Annotated in this window: 27 protein-coding genes; 21 read left to right on the forward strand and 6 right to left on the reverse strand. The window is 36.8% G+C overall.

All coding sequences use genetic code 11. The annotated features are described in order from the left end of the window. The 5 genes from F3J23_RS03050 to F3J23_RS03070 all read right to left on the reverse strand — a co-directional run bounded on the left by F3J23_RS03050 (position 1) and on the right by F3J23_RS03070 (position 5,779). Entirely contained in the window at positions 1–1,140 is a 1,140-nt protein-coding gene (locus F3J23_RS03050) for a cystathionine gamma-synthase (RefSeq protein WP_047492187.1), read from the reverse strand. 114 nt (positions 1,141–1,254) lie between these two features. Continuing rightward, positions 1,255–1,578, reverse strand: a complete 324-nt coding sequence (gene gldC, locus F3J23_RS03055) for a gliding motility protein GldC (RefSeq protein WP_167023884.1) — start codon at positions 1,576–1,578, stop codon at positions 1,255–1,257. Between the two features lie 25 nt (positions 1,579–1,603). Continuing rightward, positions 1,604–3,805: a thioredoxin-like domain-containing protein gene (locus tag F3J23_RS03060; RefSeq protein WP_167023887.1), complete on the reverse strand. Its 2,202-nt coding sequence runs from the start codon at positions 3,803–3,805 to the stop codon at positions 1,604–1,606. 7 nt (positions 3,806–3,812) lie between these two features. After that, on the reverse strand, positions 3,813–4,715 hold the full coding sequence (locus F3J23_RS03065; protein ID WP_167023891.1) for an ABC transporter ATP-binding protein: 903 nt from the start codon (positions 4,713–4,715) through the stop codon (positions 3,813–3,815). A gap of 77 nt (positions 4,716–4,792) precedes the next feature. Further along, entirely contained in the window at positions 4,793–5,779 is a 987-nt protein-coding gene (locus F3J23_RS03070) for a gliding motility protein GldB (protein ID WP_185156423.1), read from the reverse strand. Positions 5,780–5,834: 55 nt separating this feature from the next. Here F3J23_RS03070 and F3J23_RS03075 point away from each other — a divergent pair, with 55 nt between their 5' ends. The 7 genes from F3J23_RS03075 to F3J23_RS03105 all read left to right on the forward strand — a co-directional run bounded on the left by F3J23_RS03075 (position 5,835) and on the right by F3J23_RS03105 (position 9,958). Next, positions 5,835–6,470 carry a leucine-rich repeat domain-containing protein gene (locus tag F3J23_RS03075; protein WP_167023894.1) on the forward strand — a complete coding sequence of 212 codons (636 nt, stop codon included), beginning with the start codon at positions 5,835–5,837 and terminating at the stop codon, positions 6,468–6,470. A 12-nt stretch (positions 6,471–6,482) separates the two neighbouring features. After that, entirely contained in the window at positions 6,483–7,022 is a 540-nt protein-coding gene (locus tag F3J23_RS03080; RefSeq protein ID WP_167023897.1) for a GNAT family N-acetyltransferase, read from the forward strand. Beyond that, positions 7,012–7,542 (forward strand): GNAT family N-acetyltransferase, encoded by a 531-nt coding sequence (locus tag F3J23_RS03085; protein WP_167023900.1) that lies wholly within the window; start codon positions 7,012–7,014, stop codon positions 7,540–7,542. Before F3J23_RS03080 ends, F3J23_RS03085 begins: the two co-directional genes overlap by 11 nt. Before the next feature lie 13 nt (positions 7,543–7,555). Further along, positions 7,556–8,347 (forward strand): NAD(+) synthase, encoded by a 792-nt coding sequence (gene nadE, locus F3J23_RS03090; protein WP_167023903.1) that lies wholly within the window; start codon positions 7,556–7,558, stop codon positions 8,345–8,347. A 78-nt stretch (positions 8,348–8,425) separates the two neighbouring features. Then, positions 8,426–8,944: a ribonuclease domain-containing protein gene (locus F3J23_RS03095; protein WP_228455250.1), complete on the forward strand. Its 519-nt coding sequence runs from the start codon at positions 8,426–8,428 to the stop codon at positions 8,942–8,944. Between the two features lie 85 nt (positions 8,945–9,029). Further along, on the forward strand, positions 9,030–9,650 hold the full coding sequence (locus tag F3J23_RS03100; protein WP_167023906.1) for a Zn-dependent protease: 621 nt from the start codon (positions 9,030–9,032) through the stop codon (positions 9,648–9,650). Then, positions 9,647–9,958, forward strand: a complete 312-nt coding sequence (locus F3J23_RS03105; RefSeq protein ID WP_167023909.1) for a barstar family protein — start codon at positions 9,647–9,649, stop codon at positions 9,956–9,958. Before F3J23_RS03100 ends, F3J23_RS03105 begins: the two co-directional genes overlap by 4 nt. Positions 9,959–10,091: 133 nt before the next feature. Here F3J23_RS03105 and F3J23_RS03110 read toward each other — a convergent pair whose 3' ends face one another. After that, positions 10,092–10,574: a cytidine deaminase gene (locus F3J23_RS03110; protein ID WP_167023912.1), complete on the reverse strand. Its 483-nt coding sequence runs from the start codon at positions 10,572–10,574 to the stop codon at positions 10,092–10,094. A 101-nt stretch (positions 10,575–10,675) separates the two neighbouring features. Between F3J23_RS03110 and namA the strand changes: the two genes are divergently transcribed. The 14 genes from namA (at position 10,676) to F3J23_RS03180 (ending at position 23,943) form a co-directional block, all read left to right on the forward strand. Then, positions 10,676–11,728, forward strand: coding sequence for an NADPH dehydrogenase NamA (gene namA / locus F3J23_RS03115; protein ID WP_167023915.1), 1,053 nt, complete (start codon positions 10,676–10,678; stop codon positions 11,726–11,728). 27 nt (positions 11,729–11,755) lie between these two features. Continuing rightward, a complete protein-coding gene (locus F3J23_RS03120; protein ID WP_167023918.1) occupies positions 11,756–12,034 on the forward strand; it encodes a DUF2752 domain-containing protein in 279 nt (92 codons plus the stop codon). Between the two features lie 181 nt (positions 12,035–12,215). Then, entirely contained in the window at positions 12,216–12,620 is a 405-nt protein-coding gene (tssD, locus tag F3J23_RS03125; protein WP_167023921.1) for a type VI secretion system tube protein TssD, read from the forward strand. Positions 12,621–12,762: 142 nt separating this feature from the next. Further along, positions 12,763–14,694, forward strand: a complete 1,932-nt coding sequence (locus tag F3J23_RS03130; protein ID WP_167023924.1) for a type VI secretion system Vgr family protein — start codon at positions 12,763–12,765, stop codon at positions 14,692–14,694. 1 nt (position 14,695) lies between these two features. Beyond that, positions 14,696–14,866: a hypothetical protein gene (locus F3J23_RS03135; protein WP_167023927.1), complete on the forward strand. Its 171-nt coding sequence runs from the start codon at positions 14,696–14,698 to the stop codon at positions 14,864–14,866. 64 nt (positions 14,867–14,930) lie between these two features. Continuing rightward, a complete protein-coding gene (locus F3J23_RS03140) occupies positions 14,931–15,932 on the forward strand; it encodes a DUF2931 family protein (protein WP_228455251.1) in 1,002 nt (333 codons plus the stop codon). 3 nt (positions 15,933–15,935) lie between these two features. Continuing rightward, the gene (locus F3J23_RS03145; RefSeq protein ID WP_167023933.1) at positions 15,936–17,303 is read left to right on the forward strand and encodes a phospholipase effector Tle1 domain-containing protein; all 1,368 of its coding nucleotides are present in this window, start codon (positions 15,936–15,938) and stop codon (positions 17,301–17,303) included. Between the two features lie 57 nt (positions 17,304–17,360). Further along, positions 17,361–18,404 (forward strand): hypothetical protein, encoded by a 1,044-nt coding sequence (locus F3J23_RS03150; RefSeq protein ID WP_167023935.1) that lies wholly within the window; start codon positions 17,361–17,363, stop codon positions 18,402–18,404. A 29-nt stretch (positions 18,405–18,433) separates the two neighbouring features. Beyond that, positions 18,434–18,922 carry a DUF4280 domain-containing protein gene (locus F3J23_RS03155; RefSeq protein ID WP_167023938.1) on the forward strand — a complete coding sequence of 163 codons (489 nt, stop codon included), beginning with the start codon at positions 18,434–18,436 and terminating at the stop codon, positions 18,920–18,922. Between the two features lie 10 nt (positions 18,923–18,932). After that, positions 18,933–21,764 carry an OmpA family protein gene (locus F3J23_RS03160; protein WP_167023941.1) on the forward strand — a complete coding sequence of 944 codons (2,832 nt, stop codon included), beginning with the start codon at positions 18,933–18,935 and terminating at the stop codon, positions 21,762–21,764. 5 nt (positions 21,765–21,769) lie between these two features. Beyond that, positions 21,770–22,369, forward strand: coding sequence for a hypothetical protein (locus tag F3J23_RS03165; protein ID WP_167023944.1), 600 nt, complete (start codon positions 21,770–21,772; stop codon positions 22,367–22,369). A 14-nt stretch (positions 22,370–22,383) separates the two neighbouring features. After that, entirely contained in the window at positions 22,384–23,034 is a 651-nt protein-coding gene (locus tag F3J23_RS03170) for a hypothetical protein (protein WP_167023947.1), read from the forward strand. Then, on the forward strand, positions 23,034–23,594 hold the full coding sequence (locus F3J23_RS03175; RefSeq protein ID WP_167023950.1) for a LemA family protein: 561 nt from the start codon (positions 23,034–23,036) through the stop codon (positions 23,592–23,594). The genes F3J23_RS03170 and F3J23_RS03175 overlap by 1 nt, the downstream gene beginning before the upstream one ends. Further along, positions 23,575–23,943 carry a hypothetical protein gene (locus tag F3J23_RS03180; protein ID WP_167023953.1) on the forward strand — a complete coding sequence of 123 codons (369 nt, stop codon included), beginning with the start codon at positions 23,575–23,577 and terminating at the stop codon, positions 23,941–23,943. The genes F3J23_RS03175 and F3J23_RS03180 overlap by 20 nt, the downstream gene beginning before the upstream one ends.

Below are 23,943 nucleotides of genomic sequence, written 5' to 3' on the forward strand. Positions count from 1 at the left end.
CTAAGAAAAGGCTTTTTCAAGATCAGCAATAAGATCTTCTGCATCTTCAATACCAACACTTAAACGTACAAGATCATCGGTAATTCCTAATTCAGCACGTTTTTCTGCCGGAATGGAAGCATGAGTCATCAAAGCAGGGTGGTTAGCCAAAGACTCTACACCTCCTAAAGATTCAGCCAATGTGAATACTCTTACTTTCTCTAAGAATTTGATGGCATCTTCTTTCTTTCCTGATTTGAAAGTGAATGAAACCATTCCTCCGGATTCCTTCATCTGAGATTTCGCCAGCTCATATTGAGGGTGAGATTCTAACCCTGGATAAATTACTTTATCTACAGCAGGATGAGTTTCAAGATATTTTGCCACAGCAAGGCCATTATCAGAATGTCTCTGCATTCTTAACGCTAAAGTTTTGATTCCTCTCAATACAAGATAAGAATCGTGAGGACCCAAAATACCGCCGCTTGCAAACTGGATAAAATGAAGTTTTTCTCCCAGTTCAGCATCTTTAGCAATAAGAGCTCCGGCAATAACATCAGAGTGGCCTCCTAAATATTTGGTGGCGGAATGCATTACAATATCAGCCCCAAGATCAATAGGTCTCTGGATATAAGGAGTAGCGAAAGTATTGTCTACTGCTACTAAAATATCTTTTCCTTTGGCAATTTCTACAACCGCTTTGATATCTACCAATTTCATCAATGGGTTCGTTGGAGTTTCTACCCAGATCAATTTTGTTTTATCAGTGATAACATCAGCAATTTTAGAAACATCATCAAAATTCACGAAAGTAAATTTCAGCTGATACTTTTCAAAAAGTCTTGTGAACATTCTGTAAGTACCACCATAAAGATCATCTACTGCAATTACTTCATCACCAGGATTTAATAATTTTAAAACACAGTCTATGGCTGCAAGACCGGAACCGAATGCCAAACCTCTCGCTCCGTTTTCAATACTGGCCAAAGAATCTTCCAGTGCCTGTCTTGTAGGGTTGGCAGCTCTTGAATATTCATATCCGGAATGTACCCCCGGGCTTTTCTGTGCAAATGTAGAGGTTAAAAATACAGGAACATTTACAGAACCCGTTGCAGACTCGTGATGCTGCCCTCCGTGAATTACTTTTGTATTAAAATTCATATTTATTATAATTTGATAATTTGAAAAGGAGACCATTTGAAAATAGAATTACTAGCTGGGTAACCATAACTCCTTCATTTTTCAAATTATCCCATTTTCAAATTGTTTTACATTTTATTTTATTGCGGATTTCACTGCAAATTCTTCAGCAATTTCTTCCATCCATTGTGCAACATCTTCCTCTCCGGTTGCTCTCTGATAGGTGCTTCCTAAAGATATTAAGATCTGGTGGATGAACATCTTCATTTGATCCACAGGCATTTCCTTTGTCCATAGGTCGATTCTTAGCGCTTCCTTAGTTTTATCATCCCAAACAGAGATCATTGTAGCTTTAGTTTCTTCCTTTTCAATACCTCCATCCTGAGCATTCCATGTAATATTTTCAGGAACATGGTTTTCATCAAGCTCTACATCTATCGTAATCTGAGTTTTTCTCATATCAATCTAAAATTTTTCAGCAAAGTTAATACTTCTTGAGCTTATCTAAAATTTCTACGAAATTATCTTCATCAGGAAATGGTGTATTGAAATTATAAATCTTTCCTTCCGGATCAATGATAATAAATCTTGGAATAGACTGAATTTTGTATTTATTCATGAATTGTTCTGCATTGACGAGCCAGAATTGTGGAATATTGGATGTTTTCGTTTTTAAATAATTCGTCCATTTAGATTGCTCCTCATCAAGGCTGATAGAAATAAACTGGATATTATCATAATGTCTGTATTGATAACTTCTCGACTCAAATACAGGGCGGATCTGCTTACAAGGGCCACACCAGGTAGCCCAAAAATCTATTACCACATATTTCCCCTTATATTTTGAAAGCTTTTGAGTAATCCCTTTATCGCTGAGAAGTGTAATATCCGGAAATACAGAACCCTTTTGAGATCTGTTGATCTCGTCTAGCTTTGAATAAAGAGCCTTTTTATAATCGACATTTGAAACCTTACCGATTTCATTGTTGAAAAGCTTATTTCTTGCAGTACTATCTGTTTGTAACTCTATGGATTTTGTTAAATGTTTTGACAGGAGTTGATCTTTAGAAAGCCCTTTTGGCATTTGATCAATCTTTACGAAAAGAATACTGTCCGGATTGGAAACCTGATCTTTATCAGACAATAACTGATCCAGTTTATATTGCAGATAATTATCATTCCTGCTTAAAAGTTCACCGGGTTTCTGAATATTTTCATTAAGTTCTTTTAAAAAAGGAGCAGGAGGAGCAAACCTGGAGTCGGTTAAAGAAGTCATTTTTCTATAATTATTGATCTCATTCAGGTACTCAATAGCCATCAGCTGCCTTCTGTACTGTTTATAATCCTCTGAAAGTGCATTATTTTCAGGATCGGCAAATACATTGAGAATTCTTTTGTTTTCTTTCCAATCAGACTCTGCCAGATCATAAAATTTTGTAGGATCATTGTTATAATTCTGCTTTTCCAATGCATACTGAAATTCATATCCAAAAGAATTTTCACTGTTCTTATATACCTGATCCGCTTTTCGGTTAGATTGTACATAAGATACCAGCTGAGTAGTATTCAGTTTAATATCGAAATTGAACCAGTCACCATTGGCCATGATGATATTTACTTTCTTATTTCCGATCTCCAGAAGATATTCATCTAAAGGAAGAGCTTGTGTGGTCACCCAGCTGAAGGTATTATTTTTAACCGCTGCGGCACCAATTTTTTTATGAAAATCTTTAGAATAGATTCGTACAGAGTCTATCTTAAGATCCGTTTCCAGTTTTCCCTTAATAACAACTCCTGTCCCGTCACTGTGATAAGGGTTGGGCTTTTGGAAAATATAAAGCAGCCCCGAACCAATGAAGAGTCCTGCCAATGAAATGAAAATCTGTTTTTTATTTTTCAGGAATGCATTTTTAAACCCTTTCTTGCTGTACCAGAAATAGCCAAGAATAAGAAAAATAACCATCCAGAAAAGACTCATGTATTCAGAATGGGAGATGAAACTGTTCAGATTCTTTATTTCAGGAGCATTCCAGAAAGTATACAGAGAGCTATAAGGGTTAAAAAAATAAGCCTGTTTCTGTACAAGAGAGGTAATATTCGAAGCCAGTCCGAGAGAACCAATAAGAAATGACCATATGAAACCTTGAAAAGCAACTGAAATACAAAGCTGAAGAGCTGCAATTCCTAAAATCGTTACGAGGATCCTGACAAAAGTTTCAATCATCCAGATGGTATCAAAAGATATGAGTTTGGCGGGATCAGGATGTATATAATAGTCTGCTAAAGCTAAAATGATATTAAATCCAAAATAAGAAATGATACATATAAAGCACAGAAATATTAAAATAACGTATTTTGATACATATAATTGAAGTCTGCTTACCGGCTGTGTTTCCATCAGTTGCCAGCCATTATTTTTGTGATCAGTCTGCGCTATTCTGTTAGCGGCGATAATCACAAATAACAGCAGAATAAAAAATGTAAAATACTTAATAGCAGTTCCGCTAATGGCATCTTCGAATATTGAATATTTGAGGGTTCCTTCTATAACAAGGCTTTTCTTGAAAAATCCGGGAATAAAAGCAAGAAGTGGTATTAAAGCCCCGAGAATAACAGCAATATAGGTTAATCCTAATCCTTTTGTTTTTAGCCATTCTGTTCCGATGGCTGTCATTAATTTTTTCATCTGTGTTTTAGTTTTTTGTGATTTCCATAAACCAGTCTTCAAGACCTGCATTGTTTTTGATTTCAAAAATCTCCGCATTATTCAAAACCAGTTTTTTGATAAGGTTTGCAATATTTTCTTTAGATTCTGCGGTAATTTCTATGGTATGATCATTAATGATTTTTGCAGAATAGCTTTCCGGGATTTCAGTTATGAACTGAGAAGCATTATTAATTCCTATTCTGATATGATTGTATCTGTAAAGTTCATTGAGATCATGTATACTTCCTGTAAAACGAATTTCGCCATGAGAAATAATTGCAAGATGAGTAATCATTTTTTCAATTTCCTGAAGTAGATGGCTTGAAATAAAAATAGTAACTCCTTCTTCCTGGTTGAGTTTGATTAATAGTTCCCGCATCTCGAGCATTCCGTTTGGGTCCAGTCCGTTTACAGGCTCATCAAGAATCAGAAGGTCAGGTTTTCCAAGCAAAGTCATGGCAATGGATAATCTTTGTTTCATTCCCAGGGAATATTTCTTCATTTTCATTTTTCTGCTTTCCCAAAGGCCTACCAGATGTAAAACCCGCTCGCACTCAGATTCCGGTAAATTCCGAAGTCTGGAAATAATGATAAGATTATCCCATCCCGAAAGATGATCATAGAATGCTGCAGTATCAATCAGACTCCCGATTTTATCAAACCCTTCAGGGTACAGATTCGATAGATCTTTGTCAAAAATCCGGATGGCATTGTGGTCGTCAGGAATACTGCCGATAAGCATTTTCATAGTAGTGGATTTTCCAGCTCCATTCGCTCCGAGGAAGCCAAAAATACTACCTTTCGGAACCGAAAGATCAATATTTTTCAGGATAAGCTTATCACTAGTAAATCCGTAATTTAAATTTCGAATACTAATTAAATTTTCCATATGCATTTTGATTTGTGTTGAAAATAAAAAAGACCCCTTGTTTATACAAAAGGTCTTATATAGGTATGAGATATGATCTATTTCGTTACAGTTGGCTTATAACCGGACTGATTAAATATGGCGGTCGCATCCATTTTCAGAAAATCAGTAAGCTTTGTTTCCGGTTTCTCCTTTAGGTATGCTTTACAGATCTGCCATCCTGTAAAAATCCCGATTTGAGGGGAAGATTCATTGTCTATTTCAGTATAAAATTTTGAGAACGGGCCAGGTGAAATAAAACGCTCTCCCAGTCTCGGATCATCTCCAAAGATCAGGTTACTTTCTACAAAATAATTCCAGATATTGGCTTCATTAGCAGTGGCCCACTGGTATTGTTTCTGCGTATAATTCATTTTCAGATAATCAGGGAAATCAGGAAGAAAAGCGTCCTGAAGAACCATCACTTTTCCATTCAGAATAATCTGATCAATAAATTTCTGGTGGTCGGGAGATTCCGTAACAATGTTTTCAGCAAAAAGCTGTGACACCTTAGGAACAATATTCTGAGGGTTCATCGATTTCTGGAAATACAGCTCCAGCCCTTTATAATGAGCATTTCCGTCTCCCAAGAATCCGGTAACATCAATGAACAGAAGATTTCCTTTCTGGTCGTAGAAAATCGGATCCTGAACCATTTGCAAGGCAGATGAAAACAAGTATACTTTAGGGCTTTTAAACTTTGGGAAATAATATTTGATATGCGAAAATAAGCTCTGAAGCTCATTCTGAAGCTTTGCCAGGTCTATTTTTCCAATCGCTTCTTTGTAGATTTTTATTTCTTCTGCATCCGCCCTTCTTTTTCCAAAATCTGCATCAGAAACGCTTCCCTGGAACCATGGGAATTTGGATTTAAATTGCTCCAGCGGAATATTCGGGTTGTAGAATTCTTTGGAAATGTCTGTTATTTCAATTTTTTCGGCAGGTTCTTTTACTTCTACCTTCCATTGATTTTCAGGTTCTTTTTTGCAGGAGCTCAATCCGGCAACCAAAATAGAAGAAAGCGCAATATATCTAAAAATCTTCATTATTTTTACATGGAATTTAAGTTCACAAAAATAAGGATTAAATGCACAACTCAGGATGAAAATTAAAATATTTACTGCCCTTTGCCTTATTACAGGATTTTCTGTTTTCTATGGCCAAAAGCTTGAATTTAAAGATAAAAACTTTGAAAAAGCAGTACTCGAAAATTTCGATGTGAATAAAAACGGGACAATGGAACCTTCGGAAGTGAGTATGGTTACAAATTTATTCCTGGTTCAGAAAGGAATTACCTCTACAGATGATCTGCATCTTTTCAAGAATGTAAAAATGATTGTACTGGATGATAATGCAATTTCCGGTATTTCAATAAGTAATCTTGATAATCTGGAGTTGTTTTCCTGCACAGGATGCAAGACGTCTTCATTCAAAGCGGAAAATCTGAAGAATCTGGCTTCGCTGTATCTTGATAATAATCTTTTGGAAGGGATTTCGTTGAACGGAACCCCGAAAATTAACCAATTAACATTATCTTTAAATCAATTAAAAACAATTGATCCCACACAGCTCAGAAACTTAAGAAAATTGAATGTGGAACAGAATCAACTCCGAAATATTGACATCTCTGGAAATCCGGTTTTGCAAACCCTGAATGTAACCGGAAATAAAATAAAAGAAAGAGATATTAAGAAAGGAACAAAAACAGAGGTAACGATTTTCGGTGCAGAAGAATAAAAACTCATCATTATGAAAATAGAAACAAAACGACTGATTTTAAGAAAACTTGAAGATACAGACTTTGAACGCATATTTCTTTTGGATTCCAATCCTGAGGTGATGAAATATATTGGAGTACCCGTTTTGACGGATATCCATCAGTCAAAAGATGTTATCAACATGATTCGGAAGCAGTATGAGGAAAATGGAGTAGGAAGGTTGGGCGTTGTGGAAAAAGAAAGCGGGCTTCTGATAGGATGGAGCGGATTAAAATTACTGACCCAAGAGATAAACGGTTACAAAAATGTGTTGGAATTAGGATATCGTTTTTTACCTGAATCTTGGGGGAAAGGATACGCTGTGGAGGCGGGAATAGCTTCGCTGGATTATGGTTTTAACGATCTGAATGCAAAGGTCATTTATGCTTGTGCCCATTCAGAGCATGAGGTTTCCAATCATATTTTAAGAAAATTAGGGTTTGAAAAAACCGGAGAGTTTGAGGAATCAGACGGAATATGTTTCTGGTATGAGTTAACAAGAGAAAAACATACAACAAAAGATGTTGATTAGAAAAGAAGAAGAAAAAGATCATCAAAAAGTCTTTCAACTTACAGAAGAGGCTTTTAGAGAAATAGAATACAGTGATCATCAGGAACAGTTTCTTGTTGAGAAATTGAGGCAGTCCGATGCTTTTATTCCTGAATTATCTTTGGTAGCAGAAACCGAGGACGGTGAAATTGCCGGGCATATTCTGTTTACAAAAATTACCATTGAAGGAGATGGAGAATCTTTCCCTTCGCTTGCACTGGCACCTGTTTCAGTAAAACCTGAGTTTCAAAGCCAGGGAATTGGCGGAAAGCTTATCCGGGAAGGACATCTTATTGCTAAAGATTTAGGATACGGGTCTGTGATTCTTATCGGACATGAAAATTATTATCCACGCTTTGGTTACGAAAAAACGAGTAATTTTGGAATTTCTTTTCCATTCGATATTCCTGAAGAAAACGGAATGGCGGTAGAATTGGTAAAAGACGGATTAAAAAACATAAAAGGAGTAGTAAAATACCCCAAAGAATTTGGAATAGACTAAAAAAATATAAAGAATGCAGACACAAAAAGTGATCGATCATATTGTTGAATGGTTAAAAGATTATGCAACAAAAGCCAGAGTGAACGGATATGTTATTGGTGTTTCCGGTGGTGTGGATTCCGGAGTGGTTTCTACATTGGCGGCAATGACCGGATTGAAAACATTGCTGATCGAAATGCCGATCCGCCAGAAAGCAGACCAGGTAGACCGTGCACAGGATCATATGAATGATCTTAAATCCAGATTTCCGAATGTAGAAACAATGTCTGTAGATCTGACACCTGCTTTTGAGGAACTTTATAAAACTTTTGATGTAAAAGATGATCTTTATCCTAACGAAAAACTGGCTTTTGCCAATACAAGATCACGCCTGAGAATGCTTACCCTGTATTATTACGGGCAGTTGAACGGTCTTTTGGTGTGCGGAACAGGAAACAAGGTAGAAGATTTCGGGATCGGATTTTATACAAAATATGGAGATGGAGGAGTAGATGTTTCTCCAATTGCTGATCTTTATAAAACTGAAGTCTATGCTTTGGCTAAAGGATTAAATCTCATCAAAAGTATTCAGGAAGCGATTCCAACAGACGGGCTTTGGGATGTAGACAGAACAGATGAGCAGCAAATCGGTGCCACTTACCCTGAACTGGAGGAAATTCAGAAAGAATATGGAACTAAAACGGCAGAAGACTATGAAGGAAGAGATAAAGAAGTTTTCCTGATCTTCGACAGAATGCATAAAGCAGCGAAACATAAAATGGATCCAATTCCGGTTTGTGATATTCCTGAAGAATGGAGGGCTTAAAATAATATAACAGTTTACCCCATGTCACTATGATGGGTAAACTGTTTACAGATACATTATTACATTAAATAATTTGCTATGAACAGTAAAATAAGAGCTGTATTTTTTATATGTCTCGGACTTCTTTTCGGGATGTCTGTAATGTACATTTATAATAACTTTATTGCAGATAAGAAAGACCACTCCAATGCCCAGAAAACAGAATCTGTAAATTATGGAAGCACTTCTACGGGAGATCAGTACAATGCTGGAAATTCCTCATCGCAGGTTTCTATTGATCAGCTTACCGAAGAAAAAACAGTAATCAGCTATGTGAAGCAAAATCACAGGCTGCCGGAGTATTATATCACCAAAAATGAAGCAAGAAAACAAGGTTGGAATCCTTCAAAAGGAAATCTTTGTGATGTACTTCCCGGAAAAGCCATTGGTGGAGATAAATTCGGAAACAGAGAAGGCAGACTGCCGGATGGAGAACAATATTTTGAAGCAGATGTAAACTATCACTGCGGTGGAAGAAACGCAGACCGGATTATTTATACTCAGAACGGAGATGTTTATCTTACCAAAAATCATTATAAGAGTTTTGATAAACAGTAGTGTTGTGAAATAGTCATTGCTTCGTCGCATAGCTCCTCGCAATGACTAAGTATAATTTGCTTTTAAACCACTATAAATAGTAATTTTGCACAAGAATAGGATTTACTTTTTATCATTAGCTTTTTTCTTTATTCTTTCATGTTCAGAAAAACAGAAAACAGAAGAAAAAGTACAGGAATCTCCGGTTATCATACGCATACAGCCATTTAAAGATATCGGAGCGGAAAGTGTACAAAAAGTAGCAGAAGGAATAAGAAATGTGTATCCAAATGTAGAAGTGCTGGACGCAATGGAATTCCCTGAGAATACCTATTATAAAGAGAGAAATCGCTACAGAGCAGATTCAATTATTAAGTTTTTGAATGCTGAAACTAAAGAAGGTTTTGTGACGATTGGTCTGACTTCAAAAGATATCAGTGCAACAAGAGGAAAAATAAAAGATTTTGGAATCATGGGACTAGGGTTTCGTCCCGGAAAAGCCTGTGTTGCTTCAAAATTCAGACTCAATAAAGAAAATCAGGATGAGCAATTGTATAAAATAGCCATTCATGAATTGGGACATACCCAGGGGCTGCCACATTGCCCTGAAAAAATGTGTTTCATGAGAAATGCGGAAGGCAAGAATCCCACTAATGAAGAAACGGATTTCTGTAAAAAATGCAAAGCTTTCCTGATCAATAAAAATTGGAAATTTAATTCAATATGAAGACAGTATATATAGATTTTACAGACATAGGCGACTATGAAGATTTTTACACCCAGTTAAAGGAAAAGATTAAGCTTCCTGAACATTTTGGTGATAATCTTGATGCCCTTTTTGATACCATTACAGGTGACTTTGAAATGCCGCTTCACCTTGAATTCGTTAATATGACCGTAGATCAGCTTGAAATTTTTGAAGATCTGCTGACTACCCTTGAGGATGCTGAAGAAGAAGTAGAAGATTTCACTTTCAGCTACTACCTGGAGCAATATGAAGATGATGAGGATGAAGAAGACGAAAGTGAAGATTAATCTGTAACAGAAAAAAAGAGGTTGTTTTAGAAATGGAACAACCTCTTTTACGTTTTAATTTTTTGCACAGCTTTCTTCGTAGATCGGCATGATCAGCTCAATCAGCTTAAGAAAATTTATAATTTTTTTGAGCTTATAAGAAGGTTGAATCAAAATAGAAAGGCAGCAGATCTTTCACAGCATGCACTTTTACAACTTCCTCATTCATACTTGAAAAATAAAGATCGATATTCTCTTTCTGTTTGATTTCGTATTCTATTAAACTCTGGCGGCAGGCTCCACAAGGCGGAACCGGAGGATTCTTCTCATGAAATTGCATAGGGCCTCCCACCACGAAGATCTTTTTTATTCTGACATCCGGAAAGTTGGCGGCTACCCAGAAAAGAATTGTTCTTTCGGCACAAAGTCCGGAAGGATAGGCTGCATTCTCCTGATTATTTCCAGAGTAAATTTCTCCGTTTTCCAATAGTACGGAACATCCTACCAGAAATTGGGAGTAAGGAGCATAGGCATTTTCTCGGGCTTCCTTTGCTCTTTCGAATAATTTTTTTTCTATATCACTCAGCTCGCTGCTGTTTTTAAAATATTCGTAACTGATCTGTATATCTTTTTTCATATATTGTACACTAAAAAAGGGGGGTAAAATTAGTTCTTTTTAATGAAGTGGGCAATATTTTATTCTTCCGTTGAAAAATTCAATTTTTTTAAAGAGAAAAAATGTTATACACACCAATAAAATTCAGGAATCTGGAGTTGAAAAACCGTTGGGTAATGTCTCCCATGTGTATGTATTCATGTGAAAACGGAATGGCCAATGATTTCCATTTCGTACATTACGGAAGCAGGGCACAAGGCGGAACAGGTTTAATTATTGTGGAAGCTACAGGAGTAGAACCGAAAGGAAGGATCACGAATCACTGTATGGGAATCTGGAATGATGAACAGGCAGAAAGGCTTCAGAAAATTGTAGAATTTGTTCATCAGAATTCGGAAACCAGAATCGGGATTCAGTTAGCACATGCAGGAAGAAAAGGATCTACATGGAACAATGTTCAGATTCCGCTTGAACAAGGCTGGGAAACCATTGCGCCAAGTTCTCTTCCATATCATCCGTCAGAAAGAATTCCGCATGCACTGACTACAGATGAGGTAAAAGAACAGGTGCAGAATTTTAAAAAAGCTGCGAGAAGAGCTGTAAAGGCGGGTTTTGATATCATAGAGATCCATGGAGCCCACGGCTATCTTATTCATCAGTTTCTTTCTCCACTTTCCAACATTCGTACAGACGAATATGGAGGAAGCTTTGAAAACAGAATCAGGTTTTTGATCGAAATTGTAGATGCTGTGAATGAAGAATTGAATGAAAATACCGCTCTCTTCGTAAGAATTTCCGGGACGGAGTATGCTGAAAACGGATGGGATATTCAGAGCAGCGTTGAGCTGGCCAAAATATTAAAAGAACATTCCGTTGACCTTGTGGATGTATCAAGCGGAGGAAATATCCATGGAGCTAAAATTTCGGTTTTCGATGGATATCAGGTACCTTTTTCATCCCAGGTGAGAAATGAGGCTTCTGTAAAAACAGGAGCAGTGGGTTTAATTACAAAGTTGGAACAAGCAGAAGAGATTCTCCAGAATGGTGATGCAGATCTGATTTTTGTGGCAAGAGAAATTCTGAGAAACCCTTATATTGCGGTTCAGGGATCTTTTGAAATGAAAGAAGACTGCTTTTTTCCGCATCAATATACAAGAGCTAAAATTTCATCATAATAAAAACAGATTTAATCAGAATACATCATGAATATCGATGATTTCATGCTGACATGTCCCAGTAAAAAATTTCTGGGAGTAGAATGCCTCGGATGTGGAGCTCAAAGAGCAATTGTACTGGTATTTGAAGGGAAGTTTTCAGAAGCTTTTCAGATGTATCCTGCCGTTTACACATTGTTGCTTTTCTTTATAACCCTTGGTTTAAGTTTTATAGACCGGAAAAGAAAATATGGTAGTGTGTTAATGGCTATGGTTATTGTTAATCTGATTATTATCATTGTTTCTTATATCTATAAACACTATTGATTAACCAGAAGTTTATGATTTAAAAATATCCCTTGAACAGAAATGAAAATAAAAAAGTCGTAGAACTACTACAATTTCTGAAACTGTTGCCTGAAAACTTTTTAAATTAGAACATGAAGTCTATCTTTGTTGTACAGATCCTATATACAGGAGATGTCGTTAATGATTAAAATGTAAGAATATGGCAGGAAATTCAAGAGGAATCTTAAAATTCAATGGAGGTGAAGGTCAAAAGTTATTAAAACTTAATTACAGCGTTTCGAGAGCTACTGATGTTTCAGGACGTGTAGCATCTGATCCGTCAAATGCACTGATTAAAGTAACTATTGAAGCAACAGAGAAATCTGATGTTTTGGAAAGTTTACTGAACAGCAAATATAAGCCGACAAGCGGAGAAATTAATTTCAACAAATCTCATGAAGAAGGAACACTGATCTCTTTGAAATGGGAAAATGGATACGTGATTCAGCACGAAGTAGATTTTGATGCAATTGACAGCAATAATATGCTGATCAGCTTTGTAATAAGCGCTGAAAGTATTACCTACGGAAATTCATCTTATGATGGACTTTGGCCTATGAGCTAAGTCTTCTTAAGTAAGAAATAAAAAGACTGTCCGCATAAGACGGTCTTTTTTTACCTAAAGTGATATTCTGAGGAATGTATTTTAAAAGATACTATCTGCTGAATAATCATTTAAAAACTAAAAACACTACAAAATACGCAATATGTCAAATACACCTGGAAACTCAAACGCGGCGTCTTTTCGTCCCACGCAGAATGCAGATGGTATTTCCGAAAACCATCATACAGGTATCAACCGTTTGGTGAAACTCTCTGTAGTTATAGAGGGGAAAATCATCAAATACTATAAACATTTCAAGCTTAAACAAAGCGCTCAGCGGCATCATGAATTTACCCTTACACTGGCACATGATACCCTGGGAGAAAGGCAGAATCATTCTTTGGAAGATGCCAATAAATTCCTTGGAAAAAGGCTTACGGTAATTATTTCCTATAAAGATATAGACAACAGTCCGGAAAGAAATTTTGTTGGTGTCATTACAGGAGTTGGATTCAGTCAGGAGAAAATGAGTCTGGGGAATATTGTTCTTACAGGGTATAGTCCTACGATTCTTCTTGACGGAGCTCCGCATATTCAGAGTTTCGGAGGTACTCAGCCGGTTAATGTCGGGATCATTGCAGAAGATATAATCAAACAGGGAATTGATAAAAGCCGTTTTGATATCAGAGTGGATGCCAATAATTATTCGCAGATCATTTACAGCAGCCAGTATGATGAAACTCATTATAACTATCTGGCAAGAATAGCTGAGGCATATGGAGAGCAATTCTATTATGATGGTGAAGTTTTACATTTCGGAAAGCTTCCGCCACAAAATAAAGCGATCACCCTTACTTACGGAAGCAGTGCGAACGATATTAAAGTTGAACTGAAAGCAGTTCATACCAAACCACAGTATTACGGCTATAACAGTAATAAAAATGAAAGACTGACATCAGGCTCCACACCCATAAAACACGTAGGAGATCTGGCAAAAACAGCATACAGCCATAACGATTCCATTTATAAGACACCTGCTTTACAGGTGGCACCGATAAAGGCAACTACACACCTTGATGTTGAGTATTCACAGAAAAGCGCTTCGGGAAGTGAGGCTGTAAATGTATTTTCTATTTCAGGAAATACTACCGTTCCATTTCTGCATCCGGGTTGTGTAGCAGATGTACAGATGCGTAAACAGGATTCTAATGAAACCTCTTATTTCACAAGAATTATGATTACAGAAGCAGAACATGAAATAGACACCATTGGCCATTATCACGGAAGTTTCGTAGGAATCGCAGCAGATACAGGATTTCTGCCAAAACCGGAATTCACAGTTCCAAAAGCAGAGCCACAGACCGCCACAGTAATTTCGAATACAGATCCGGAAGGACAGGGAAGAGTACAGGTAAGATTCGATTGGCAAACCAATGATACCACTCATTTTATCCGTATGATGAGCCCTGATGCCGGAGGTACAGATCAGATTACACAAAACAGAGGGTATGTGGCAATTCCTGAGGTTGGAGATCAGGTAATGGTTAATTTCGTTCACAGTCACCCGGACAGGCCTTTCGTAATGGGAGGAATGTTCCATGGAGGAATCGCTTTGGGAGGAGGAGTCAACAATCATCTGAAGTCGATACAGACCAGAAGCGGAATCAGAATTTTAATGAACGACGAAGAAGGAAGCGTAACGATTCTTGATCCAAGTGGCAATACTTATTTTATGGACGGACAAGGCAATATCAGCATGAAAGCACCTAAGAATTTCACCCTGGATGCGGGAGATAATATAAGTATCACAGCCGGGAAAGAAATTTCGATAGGAGCAGGAGCAAGCATTACCAGTACTGCGAATGAAGATATCGTATCAATAGCAGGCAAAGACATGAAGCTGACGGCTGCAGGAGACATCAGAGAAAATTCGGATACCAGAACAGAAATGGTGGAAAAAGAATTTAAAAGACAATCCGAAACGTCCAATGAGATAGCAGGAGAGATTTCCATGTTCAGCGAACTGGAAAATATGACTATGCAGAGCGGAAAGATCGTAGAATTTAACAGTGCTGAAAAATCAAAACTTTTCTAATATGGCGATTATCAAGACAGCAACCAATATACACATAATAGTAAAAGATTCTTATCACCTGAGTGTAGGAAAAAAGGTTGAAAAAATAGCAAAGAAGATCAATGTAGAAGCACAAAAAGAAAGCCTGGTTTTAGCAAGTAATAAGAAAATTATGTCTCATGGGAATAAGTAAATTAAAGATCCTCGCTTTTTTCATTATAGGAAGTTTCTCATTAGTAAGTTGTCAAAATAAAAAAATGGAAGAAAAATACAGTTGGCTGGGAACAGTGAGTGCTCCACAGGAATATCCTATGGAAGTGTATAGCGGAGGCATTATTGCTGATGACTTTACCTATGGTTTTGATGCAATATGGGGAACGCAGAATACCGGCTGGGGAAATACAGGAGCTACAATGAATGTTTCAACCCAGAAAATGGATATTCCCAATGCATTGGAATTTACGTGGTATTCTTTAGTGGAGAAAAAATTCTATACCGGTAAATGGCCTTTAGATAAAACAAAAATTGAAAAGCTTTTTAAAGAAGGTTTTACAGATAAAGATACCGGAAAAAAAGAAACCTATACAACCTTTAAAGTGGGATTAGCTCCCAAAGGAAAGATTGTATTATGGATTAATGCACCTGGAATTCAAAAGGAAATTGGCAATTTCCAGGCACACGACACCATTATTACGAAAGAAAAAGCTTACGAAAATGCCCAGTATATGCTGGAGGAAGGCTATGCCGATAACCGCTTGAAAAGTGATTTCCTTATGACACCGGAGATTAAAAACAGGATCAGTGCATCAGGTTATCCCGATCCCTCCATCTATGAAACGTATAGAAAGAAATACCTGTGGAAACCGGTTGTAGAATTACCGGAAGGTTATCAGGTAAAAAAGATATTCTTTATGGCCAGTAACGGGGAATATGATACGTATGACACAAATGTAAAAGACAGGGCTGTCCCTTATTATTTATCCATAATTATTACAGGGCCGGATCATAAAGAGTTAGGAGCGAATATTTTCTTCACAAAAGATGAAAATTATTACACACAAAATGTTTTAAAGGGAAATAATGTTCTTCCTGTAGATTTTGATCTGAATGATATCAATAAGGTATTTAGCAGTATTGATCAGAAAAAAGAAGCAGACTTTATCATTAAAGTTATCCCGGAAAGCAAAAAAATAAATGTAAGTGTAAAACAGGGCGATAAAACATATGAGCTAAAAGATTTCATCAGTAAAATTTATTAGAATATGTCTAACGTAGTATTTGGAAACTATTCACCAGCGTCAGCTCCGGAAAATGTAATCAGTGTAGCACTGGGAATATTTTTTGACGGAACCTTAAATAATAAGACCAATTCTGACGCGCGAAAAAACAAAACCGAGGCCTATGACGATCATGGAGGCAAACCGTCTGATAATAACAGTTATAATAATGACTGGAGCAATGTAGCCCGTCTTTGGGAAAACTATGATAAAAGGAATGCGATCTATGTAGAAGGTATTGGTACTACAGACAATAAAGGAGATGAAATGGATGGCTATGCCTATGGTTCTGAGAAAACAGGAATTAAAGCCAAAGTGCAGATCGGATGCGAAAAAATTGCAGAAAAAGTAAACCTGCTTAAAAAAGCTAATCCTTCAGCCAAAGTAGGAACCGTGATTCTGGATGTTTTCGGATTCAGCAGAGGAGCTGCTGCAGCCAGGTATTTTGTACATCAGGTCTCGCGAACAAAAGTGAAAACAGATCCTAAAAGTATAAAATTTGGTAATTTAGGAACTGAACTCCAAAAAGTAGGGATTAATATCGATGAAATAACCATTAATATACGTTTCCTGGGTATTTTTGACACCGTTTCATCCTATTCCGAAAATACATGGACAACTTCTCCTAATTTCAGCAATGATATTGAAGAACTTCAGCTGGATGATATTACCAAGGCAAGGAAAATAGTACATTTTATTGCTGAAAATGAACACAGAATCAACTTTGATCTTACCGATATCGTAGTAAAAGTAAAACAGAAAAATGTATATCTGGGAATTGAAAAATCATTTCCAGGAGTACATAGTGATATCGGAGGCGGCTATGAAACCGGTCCCGAAGCAAAAGACGAAATAATCAACGGAAGTACAAGTGTTCAGAAAAAGCGTAAAGAACAGCTTATGGCAGAAGGCTGGTTTAATGATGATCAGTTAATCATCCATGAATACAGACGCAAACTTTCCAGTGACAGGAAGCTGGTTAAAAAAACGTATAGCTTTATTCCCTTACAGTTTATGGGAGAATATGGGAAAAATGACGGATTAAAAATTGATACCGGCCAAATAAGTAACAAATACAGAATTACTAATGATCCATTGCTGGTAAGAGTAAAAGAAAGGCTGAACCCTTATGTCATGGGAAATGGAAAACCCTATACTTTTCGATGGTATCAAAGCATCCATGATCAATATAAAGGAGCGAAAATTCCCGAACAAAAATATGCAGATTATCAGAAAGAATTAAAAGATCAGGAGGATTTGAGAACATTGAGAAATCAATACCTGCATTGGTCTGCGGATTATGATTGGGTAGGTATGGACCCAAGGGAAGACGGAATCAGAGTAGTACACTAACGAAATAATAAAAATTGCAGGATCAGACTCGCAGGCGGAGTTATGAAGCCGTTTATTATGCAGAAATTCAATAAACATATCATCCTAAAAGGTGAAACTTTAAAAAGTATTGCAGCACTTTACAATTTGAATATTGACACTCTAAAGCTGTTTCACAATAATCAGTGCGAGGTAAAAGATATGATTCTCATTGAGCTTACCGGGCAGAAAGAACTTTTTGTTCCAAGAACGGCAGTGGAAGATAAGAATAAGCTGGTAAAATTCGGAAGAGGAAACAGCCTTGAATTGAAACCTGTCCATTCGCTGCTTAAATATGACGTTGTCATTACACTGGAAACCGGCGACCGTAAAAATGAACTGAAATATCATACTTCGGTACGTTGGATAAAAAGTGAGAACAAGCTGCATTTTTTTGAAATAGACAGGATATCCAATCTGTTTCTGAATCAGGAAGAAGTGAATGAAATTGCCGATACGCTGGCTTATAGAACTTCAAAAGTTTTATATCCCTTACAGATCAGTGTAGATGAGCGCGGAAAATTTAATGATGTGGAGAACCTTTCTGTATTTAAAGAAAGATGGGCTGAAGTTAAAGAAGAGGTTTATAAAGAGTTTGAAGGAGAAACAGTAGATCATTATTGCGAAAAGATTGAGCACATTATCAATGAGCCGGAAGCGATAAGTCTGTATCTTAAAAATGACTACTTCATTCGTGCCTTATTTTTTGGGATTTATCAGAGTTTCGGACAGAATTATGAAACGGAAATAACAGCATCTTTTCCTGTAACAGACAATGCTGTTGAACCCCGATATAAGATTAAACTAAAGACAGATCCCGTAAAAGGAGAAACAGATTTAATCACGATAGAAGGAGGAGGAAAGCTAAACGATGAAAGAACTATGGAAGATTTTATAAGAAAATCACCTTTTTCATTGATCATAGAAGATGAACCCGTGATGAATGAAGAAGGAACTTTCAGGATAATAAGCTACCTGAAAGAAGAAACTTCACTCCCGAATTCTCTTTATCTGGAATGCAGTATCATGCTGCAGGAAGAAAAAAAGATTTCGGTATCAGTTTCCAGGATTAATGAAAATTAAATTACCATTTCACTAAAGATAAAATTAATATGGCAGAAAAACATATTGTAGTACAGGGAGCCATGTGCAAATGCCAGTTCGGGCAAGCTCCGGACAAGCTCAAAGTACTTACGCATCAGAAAGAATATGCCAATGATAAGAATGCTTCCAAAAAGCTCATCGTTACCACGAAGGAAATAGGAGGTGCCACATTTGAAAAAAATACGTTCGGGAACTGTACCAAAATGGGAAGCCCGCCGCCACCCTGCAAGATTATGGTCACAGAATGGCAGAAGTTTTATGATAAAGTACAGCTCAGCAACGGAGGGTATATCATTGTAGAAGACAGCAAAGCCGTATGCGCTGTTGCCGGAACACCCTGTATTGAAATTATAGATCACGGTCAGAGAGCCGAAGCCAGCCAGCAGAATTTTAAAAATGCTGATAAAGATGTTCAGCAGCAGATCAATCCGCTGGTGGATTCCGAAGAAATGTATAATGAACAACCTTCCGGAGGAGGGCAGGACAGTGCAATCTAAATGATAAACAATGGCAAAAGGCGTAAAAAAAATAAAAATTACAAGTGGGCTTTACTATCCTAAAATGTCTGTTTTAGGACAAAGAGTTACCATAAAACCCGATCAATGGGTACAGTTTGGAGTTGACGAATGGCTGCCGGGAACTACTGATGCGGACAAAAAGAAAACCCTTACCTGGATGAGACAAAATACCGCCAGGAAAATTATTATCAATCAGGTGACCTCAGCCGGCGGATATAAGTTTTTAATAGACAAACAATACTGCGGAAGTTATCAGTTCTACATAGAAGCAAGCCTGTCGGGAGTGAGAGATCCTAAAAATAATACGGGTCTGTATGTAAAAGGGTGGTGCGAACCCAAGATCGTCAGCAGTAAATGGTCTACCCAAAAGAACAGCAAAAGCATAAAGAATAGCAAAAAAACCGAGTATATCTCTTACGGACATATCGTTCATCTTAATCTGATGACAGAAGGACTGAACGGAAATACCGTAATTATAGAACTATGGAATCAACAGTTTGCCAAAAAAGATAAGCTGGTACATGTATACACCAATGTGCAGGTAATAGATGGTGAAATAAACCTGAAAATAGAAAATACCTATGCATGGATGGCACATGTAGACAACATTCAGAATGTAGAAGAATTTTATGTCAAAGTAAAAGATACGGCATCTAAAGAATATATTAAAGATAAGCTTGGTGATGATCTTCATGCTATTTATCTGAATGTAAAAAATAAAGTAATTACTACCAATGCCAACGGGGCTCAGAATCAGACGCCTACCAAAGTATATAAGCCGGATGTAAGCCTGGTGAGAAATGAACCTTGTAAGTTTGAAGTAATCAAGATCACAGAAAGTGAAACCAAAGATGGGAAAGCCAATAATACTACCGTTAAAGTCTTTGAGAACGGACAGGGAGTAAAACAAATAAAGTCTTCTGCATTACAGGAGCATATTCAGAGAACCATCTTTTATAAATTTGATTCCACAGTAATTGATAAAGACGGAGAAGCTATCCTGAATAATGTCCTCAAATTCCTTCTGGAACATAAAGATGCCACGATGAATCTCAGCGGATATGCCTGTGTCATTGGAAAAGAAAATTACAACAAAGGACTTTCCCAAAGAAGAGCAGATGTGGTAAAAAAGTTCTTTGCAGACGGAGGTTTGGATCCAGGAAGAATCATTTCTGTAGGAAAAGGTGAAGTAGACCCCACTGATGACAAAATGGGGCGGGATAACATCAAATACAAAAACGAAAAAGACTATGAAAATAATCGTAGAGTAGACATCTCGTTTATATTCAATGCCCATGATGCCCAGACTATCAACTATGAAGTAACAGCGCCCAGCGTATCTACAAAAAAAGAACTGACCATAGATGTTACCGGCTTTGAAACAAACGAATGTTTCAGAGACAGTAAAGGGAAACATAAAAAACAGACGCTTATTGTAGATGTAGGGCAGGCAATAGACAAAGGAGATACAGTAAAAACTTTTACTGCGCCTTCATTTAATTATGGAGTGTATTCAGATTTATCAAGATTTGAAATGGTTCCGATAGATTATATATGGCCCATGTGGACAAATCCTAATCAGTTCCACCTTCACGTTCATACCTGCAGATATTTCAGTAATGAAAAAAGGACTACAGTGCTGATAAAGGCGTATACTGATATCAAATGGACTTTAACTTTTTTCATTAATCTTACCAATGAACTGAGTGTAAAATGGCAAAATCAGCCAGCTGCAAAACATAAAGAATTACAAAGCAAAGCAGGAAAAGCAGGAGCCGAAAGAAGATGGAAACAAAAAGACGCATCTTTTGGGTTTAGTCTTAAAGGTGAATGGGAAAAAAGCAAAAGCGGCAGTTATCAGAAAAATAAAGAGTTTAAAGGAGAATATGAATCGAAATTCAAAAAACTGTATGACCTTTTTGGTTCTCTTGGAGCTATGTCAGATGGGATTACAAACAAAACCAAAGGACAAGTCAGGAATATAGGGTTTAAGGGTCTTCCGGTAACCTTTGCAATTAAACCTCCTAATCTTAACCTCAAAGCTGAATGGTGCCTGGAAAGAGCAAAGTTAAAAGGTTCTGAAATAGAGAGACTGGGAACCAAATTAGATATCTCTTTCAATGCCGAACCGCTGATAGCACTGGAAGTAACAGTAGATCTTCTGTGTACAGCTGTTGGTTTAGTTGCAGGAGCTGTAAGTGGAGGAACTGCAGCACCCGGAGCCGTGAGACTTTACGGAATAATCAAAGATCAGATGAATACAGGTGTGGATTTTGGAAATGACGATTTTGGAGCTAAACTAAGTTCGGATGTCTACATTGACCTTGTTATATCAAATGAGATTAAAACCACCATAGGCTTTTCTTTTAATACGGTAAGTGACAAAAGTGATTCACAAGCTAAGCTAGAAACAAAAAATACACTTAAAATTGAGCTAAAAGCAGGAGTCTGGGCAAAAGCGGAAGCCAATCTTGTAATCGTGAAAATAGAAGGCTATTTCGAAATGAGTGGGAAAGGTTCTGCCTCTATTACATTCGGACATGGTGTAAAATTTGATGATAAAGGTTTAAATTATCGCCCGGAATTAGGCTTTGATGGATTGAATGCCGAATACGTGATCAAAGGAAAAGTAGGGATGTCAGCAAAAAAGAAGATCCCAAGAGGCGGAAATAAAAAACCGGGAGAGCTTAAAGGAAGTTCAGAAGACGAAGGAATTATCGCAGAAGGAAAATTTAACGAAATTGTACCTAAATTTGATGTCATCAAAAGTTTGGAAGAACTCTTTGGAATTAGTGCCGATATTCCGTTAATAAGAAATTAAATAATATGAGAAAAATAGTTTTAATAATTTTGTGTTTTATCATGTGTGTATCATGCCAGTCACAACAAAAAACCGATCTGGAGAAAGTTGATTTTAATAAAAGCTACAAAGAAGTTTTAAAGGATACCAAGTATCAGACAGAAGCGAGAGAAGTAGTAACCACCCTGCCAGTAGCGTATACCAAAGATGTAGCCGGATATAAATTCGGAAGCGTATCCTTTCCGGAGCATAAAGAAAATACAGTAAAGAGTTCAACGGTTGGCTTACTGATAAATAATAGTACAGAACGCCTTACAAAAGGAATAAAGATAGAGCTGGAAGATACTTCCGCAGGTAATGAGCTTTTAGCTTACCTGAAAGCACAATATAAAAGTCCCAAAGTACTTGCCGGAGTTCCATCTAAAAACAACGAAGGAAAAATATTGGGAAATGCAGCGTACTCATGGAATCTGAAAGATAAGACAATAGTTTTAGTACAGTATTATGAATATACCAATAACAAACCTAATACGTCTTCTGTGCTGTACATTATAGACAACCAGGTAATGACTGCGGACGGGCAGGAAACAGCCGCATCACATACCGTAAAAACATATACTCCGTAGCAGATTTCTTATTGATGGATAATTATGATTATTATGCAGAAAAAGTATTCACCTATTTACCATTGGTTATACTTTCTGTTATTGCAATTATTTTGCTATTGCCTAATTCAAGAAAAAGATTTTTAAGAATTCAGGCATCATTACCAACATCCAAAATAAAATCGGTAGCCATGGGGTTGGTGGAAATTCAAGGAAAACTTATTATGAAGGAACCCCTAATTTCACCCGTTGCAAGAGAAGAATGCATAGGATATTATTATACTATAGAAGATATTACAAAAGAAGAGAATGGAAAAAACTCTTATACCACAGTTCATAAAGAAACAAAGTGTAATGTTTTTCAAATGCAGGATGATTCCGGAACAATAGAAATACACCCGGAAGGTATAGAGTTTATATTTATACAAGAAACAAATGTAGATTACAGGGGGCAAAAAAGATATAAGGAAACCCTTCTTAAAAACGGTCAGGAAATGCTGTTGGTGGGTGCTGCAGACTCAAAGAACGGAGAAGCTTATATCAAAAAAGATACAGGCTATAAACTCTTGGGAATTACCTCTGCGTCAGGAATTTCGGTCTGGAATAAATATCAGCCCCTTCTCAGATCATTTCTGTTCACCTGTATCATTATACTTATACTCATGATTTTAATCTTATCACAATAATGAATCAAATTGTAGCAATAATTATCGCCATATTCCTTATTCTGTCGGTGTTGGCTTTTTTCATTAGTTTATACAATAAACTGATCATGTTGAAATTCAATGTAGAAAAAGCATATGGAAATATAGATGTGATTCTGAAACAGAGAGCAGATGAAATACCTAATCTTGTAAACGTTGCCAAACAGTTTATGGAACATGAAAAAGGTCTGCTTATCAGATTAACGGAGCTCAGAACCTTTTATAATAGTACAAATGATTCAGACAAAAAAACTGAATTGGCGAATGAAACATCAAAAGCATTGTCTTCATTCTTTGCTGTTTCAGAAAACTATCCAAATCTTCTTTCTAACAATAACTTTTTGGAACTGCAGAAAAGAGTTTCCGGGCTGGAAGATAAAATAGCAGACAGGAGAGAATTTTTCAATGACAGCGTAAGCCTTTATAATATAGGAATTCATGAATTTCCCAATGTTATATTAGCAAAAATGCTTGCCTATAAAGACAAGACTTTATTAGAAGTTTCAAATCAGGAAAAACATTATGAAGGAGTTCAGTTTTAATACCTTTTTCGGATTTGAAAATATACTTACAGAAAAGCCGGAAATTGTTTTGTTCGGAGCAATGCTTCTTCCCATAGGATTAATAATTGTGATGAGTATGATTGGCTGGATTTTCAGGAAATTGAAACTGAATATGTACCTGATTCATGCATTGCTTTATACTTTGGCTTTTACATTTTTTTTCGGAACCTTCGCAATGCTAATTCTTTTTTTTGTAACCGATAAAAATGGAGTAAAGCTCGCATACTGCTGGATGTCTATTTTTATAGGAATGCTTTTTTTCAGTATGATCAATACCAATACGATCAGTAAAATGTTTAAAGACTGGTCTGAAATTATTAAAAACTAA

It is taken from the genome of Chryseobacterium sp. Tr-659, from assembly GCF_011752975.1.
Lineage (GTDB): Bacteria > Bacteroidota > Bacteroidia > Flavobacteriales > Weeksellaceae > Chryseobacterium.

What these genes read in the sequence shown, in the direction of transcription:
- F3J23_RS03050 (WP_047492187.1), bottom strand. Translation starts at nt 1,140, where the DNA reads ATGAATTTTAATACAAAAGTAATTCACGGAGGGCAGCATCACGAGTCT.
- gldC (WP_167023884.1), bottom strand. Translation starts at nt 1,578, where the DNA reads ATGAGAAAAACTCAGATTACGATAGATGTAGAGCTTGATGAAAACCAT.
- F3J23_RS03060 (WP_167023887.1), bottom strand. Translation starts at nt 3,805, where the DNA reads ATGAAAAAATTAATGACAGCCATCGGAACAGAATGGCTAAAAACAAAA.
- F3J23_RS03065 (WP_167023891.1), bottom strand. Translation starts at nt 4,715, where the DNA reads ATGGAAAATTTAATTAGTATTCGAAATTTAAATTACGGATTTACTAGT.
- F3J23_RS03070 (WP_185156423.1), bottom strand. Translation starts at nt 5,779, where the DNA reads ATGAAGATTTTTAGATATATTGCGCTTTCTTCTATTTTGGTTGCCGGA.
- F3J23_RS03075 (WP_167023894.1), top strand. Translation starts at nt 5,835, where the DNA reads ATGAAAATTAAAATATTTACTGCCCTTTGCCTTATTACAGGATTTTCT.
- F3J23_RS03080 (WP_167023897.1), top strand. Translation starts at nt 6,483, where the DNA reads ATGAAAATAGAAACAAAACGACTGATTTTAAGAAAACTTGAAGATACA.
- F3J23_RS03085 (WP_167023900.1), top strand. Translation starts at nt 7,012, where the DNA reads ATGTTGATTAGAAAAGAAGAAGAAAAAGATCATCAAAAAGTCTTTCAA.
- nadE (WP_167023903.1), top strand. Translation starts at nt 7,556, where the DNA reads ATGCAGACACAAAAAGTGATCGATCATATTGTTGAATGGTTAAAAGAT.
- F3J23_RS03095 (WP_228455250.1), top strand. Translation starts at nt 8,426, where the DNA reads ATGAACAGTAAAATAAGAGCTGTATTTTTTATATGTCTCGGACTTCTT.
- F3J23_RS03105 (WP_167023909.1), top strand. Translation starts at nt 9,647, where the DNA reads ATGAAGACAGTATATATAGATTTTACAGACATAGGCGACTATGAAGAT.
- F3J23_RS03110 (WP_167023912.1), bottom strand. Translation starts at nt 10,574, where the DNA reads ATGAAAAAAGATATACAGATCAGTTACGAATATTTTAAAAACAGCAGC.
- namA (WP_167023915.1), top strand. Translation starts at nt 10,676, where the DNA reads ATGTTATACACACCAATAAAATTCAGGAATCTGGAGTTGAAAAACCGT.
- F3J23_RS03120 (WP_167023918.1), top strand. Translation starts at nt 11,756, where the DNA reads ATGAATATCGATGATTTCATGCTGACATGTCCCAGTAAAAAATTTCTG.
- tssD (WP_167023921.1), top strand. Translation starts at nt 12,216, where the DNA reads ATGGCAGGAAATTCAAGAGGAATCTTAAAATTCAATGGAGGTGAAGGT.
- F3J23_RS03130 (WP_167023924.1), top strand. Translation starts at nt 12,763, where the DNA reads ATGTCAAATACACCTGGAAACTCAAACGCGGCGTCTTTTCGTCCCACG.
- F3J23_RS03135 (WP_167023927.1), top strand. Translation starts at nt 14,696, where the DNA reads ATGGCGATTATCAAGACAGCAACCAATATACACATAATAGTAAAAGAT.
- F3J23_RS03140 (WP_228455251.1), top strand. Translation starts at nt 14,931, where the DNA reads ATGGAAGAAAAATACAGTTGGCTGGGAACAGTGAGTGCTCCACAGGAA.
- F3J23_RS03145 (WP_167023933.1), top strand. Translation starts at nt 15,936, where the DNA reads ATGTCTAACGTAGTATTTGGAAACTATTCACCAGCGTCAGCTCCGGAA.
- F3J23_RS03150 (WP_167023935.1), top strand. Translation starts at nt 17,361, where the DNA reads ATGCAGAAATTCAATAAACATATCATCCTAAAAGGTGAAACTTTAAAA.
- F3J23_RS03155 (WP_167023938.1), top strand. Translation starts at nt 18,434, where the DNA reads ATGGCAGAAAAACATATTGTAGTACAGGGAGCCATGTGCAAATGCCAG.
- F3J23_RS03160 (WP_167023941.1), top strand. Translation starts at nt 18,933, where the DNA reads ATGGCAAAAGGCGTAAAAAAAATAAAAATTACAAGTGGGCTTTACTAT.
- F3J23_RS03165 (WP_167023944.1), top strand. Translation starts at nt 21,770, where the DNA reads ATGAGAAAAATAGTTTTAATAATTTTGTGTTTTATCATGTGTGTATCA.
- F3J23_RS03170 (WP_167023947.1), top strand. Translation starts at nt 22,384, where the DNA reads ATGGATAATTATGATTATTATGCAGAAAAAGTATTCACCTATTTACCA.
- F3J23_RS03175 (WP_167023950.1), top strand. Translation starts at nt 23,034, where the DNA reads ATGAATCAAATTGTAGCAATAATTATCGCCATATTCCTTATTCTGTCG.
- F3J23_RS03180 (WP_167023953.1), top strand. Translation starts at nt 23,575, where the DNA reads ATGAAGGAGTTCAGTTTTAATACCTTTTTCGGATTTGAAAATATACTT.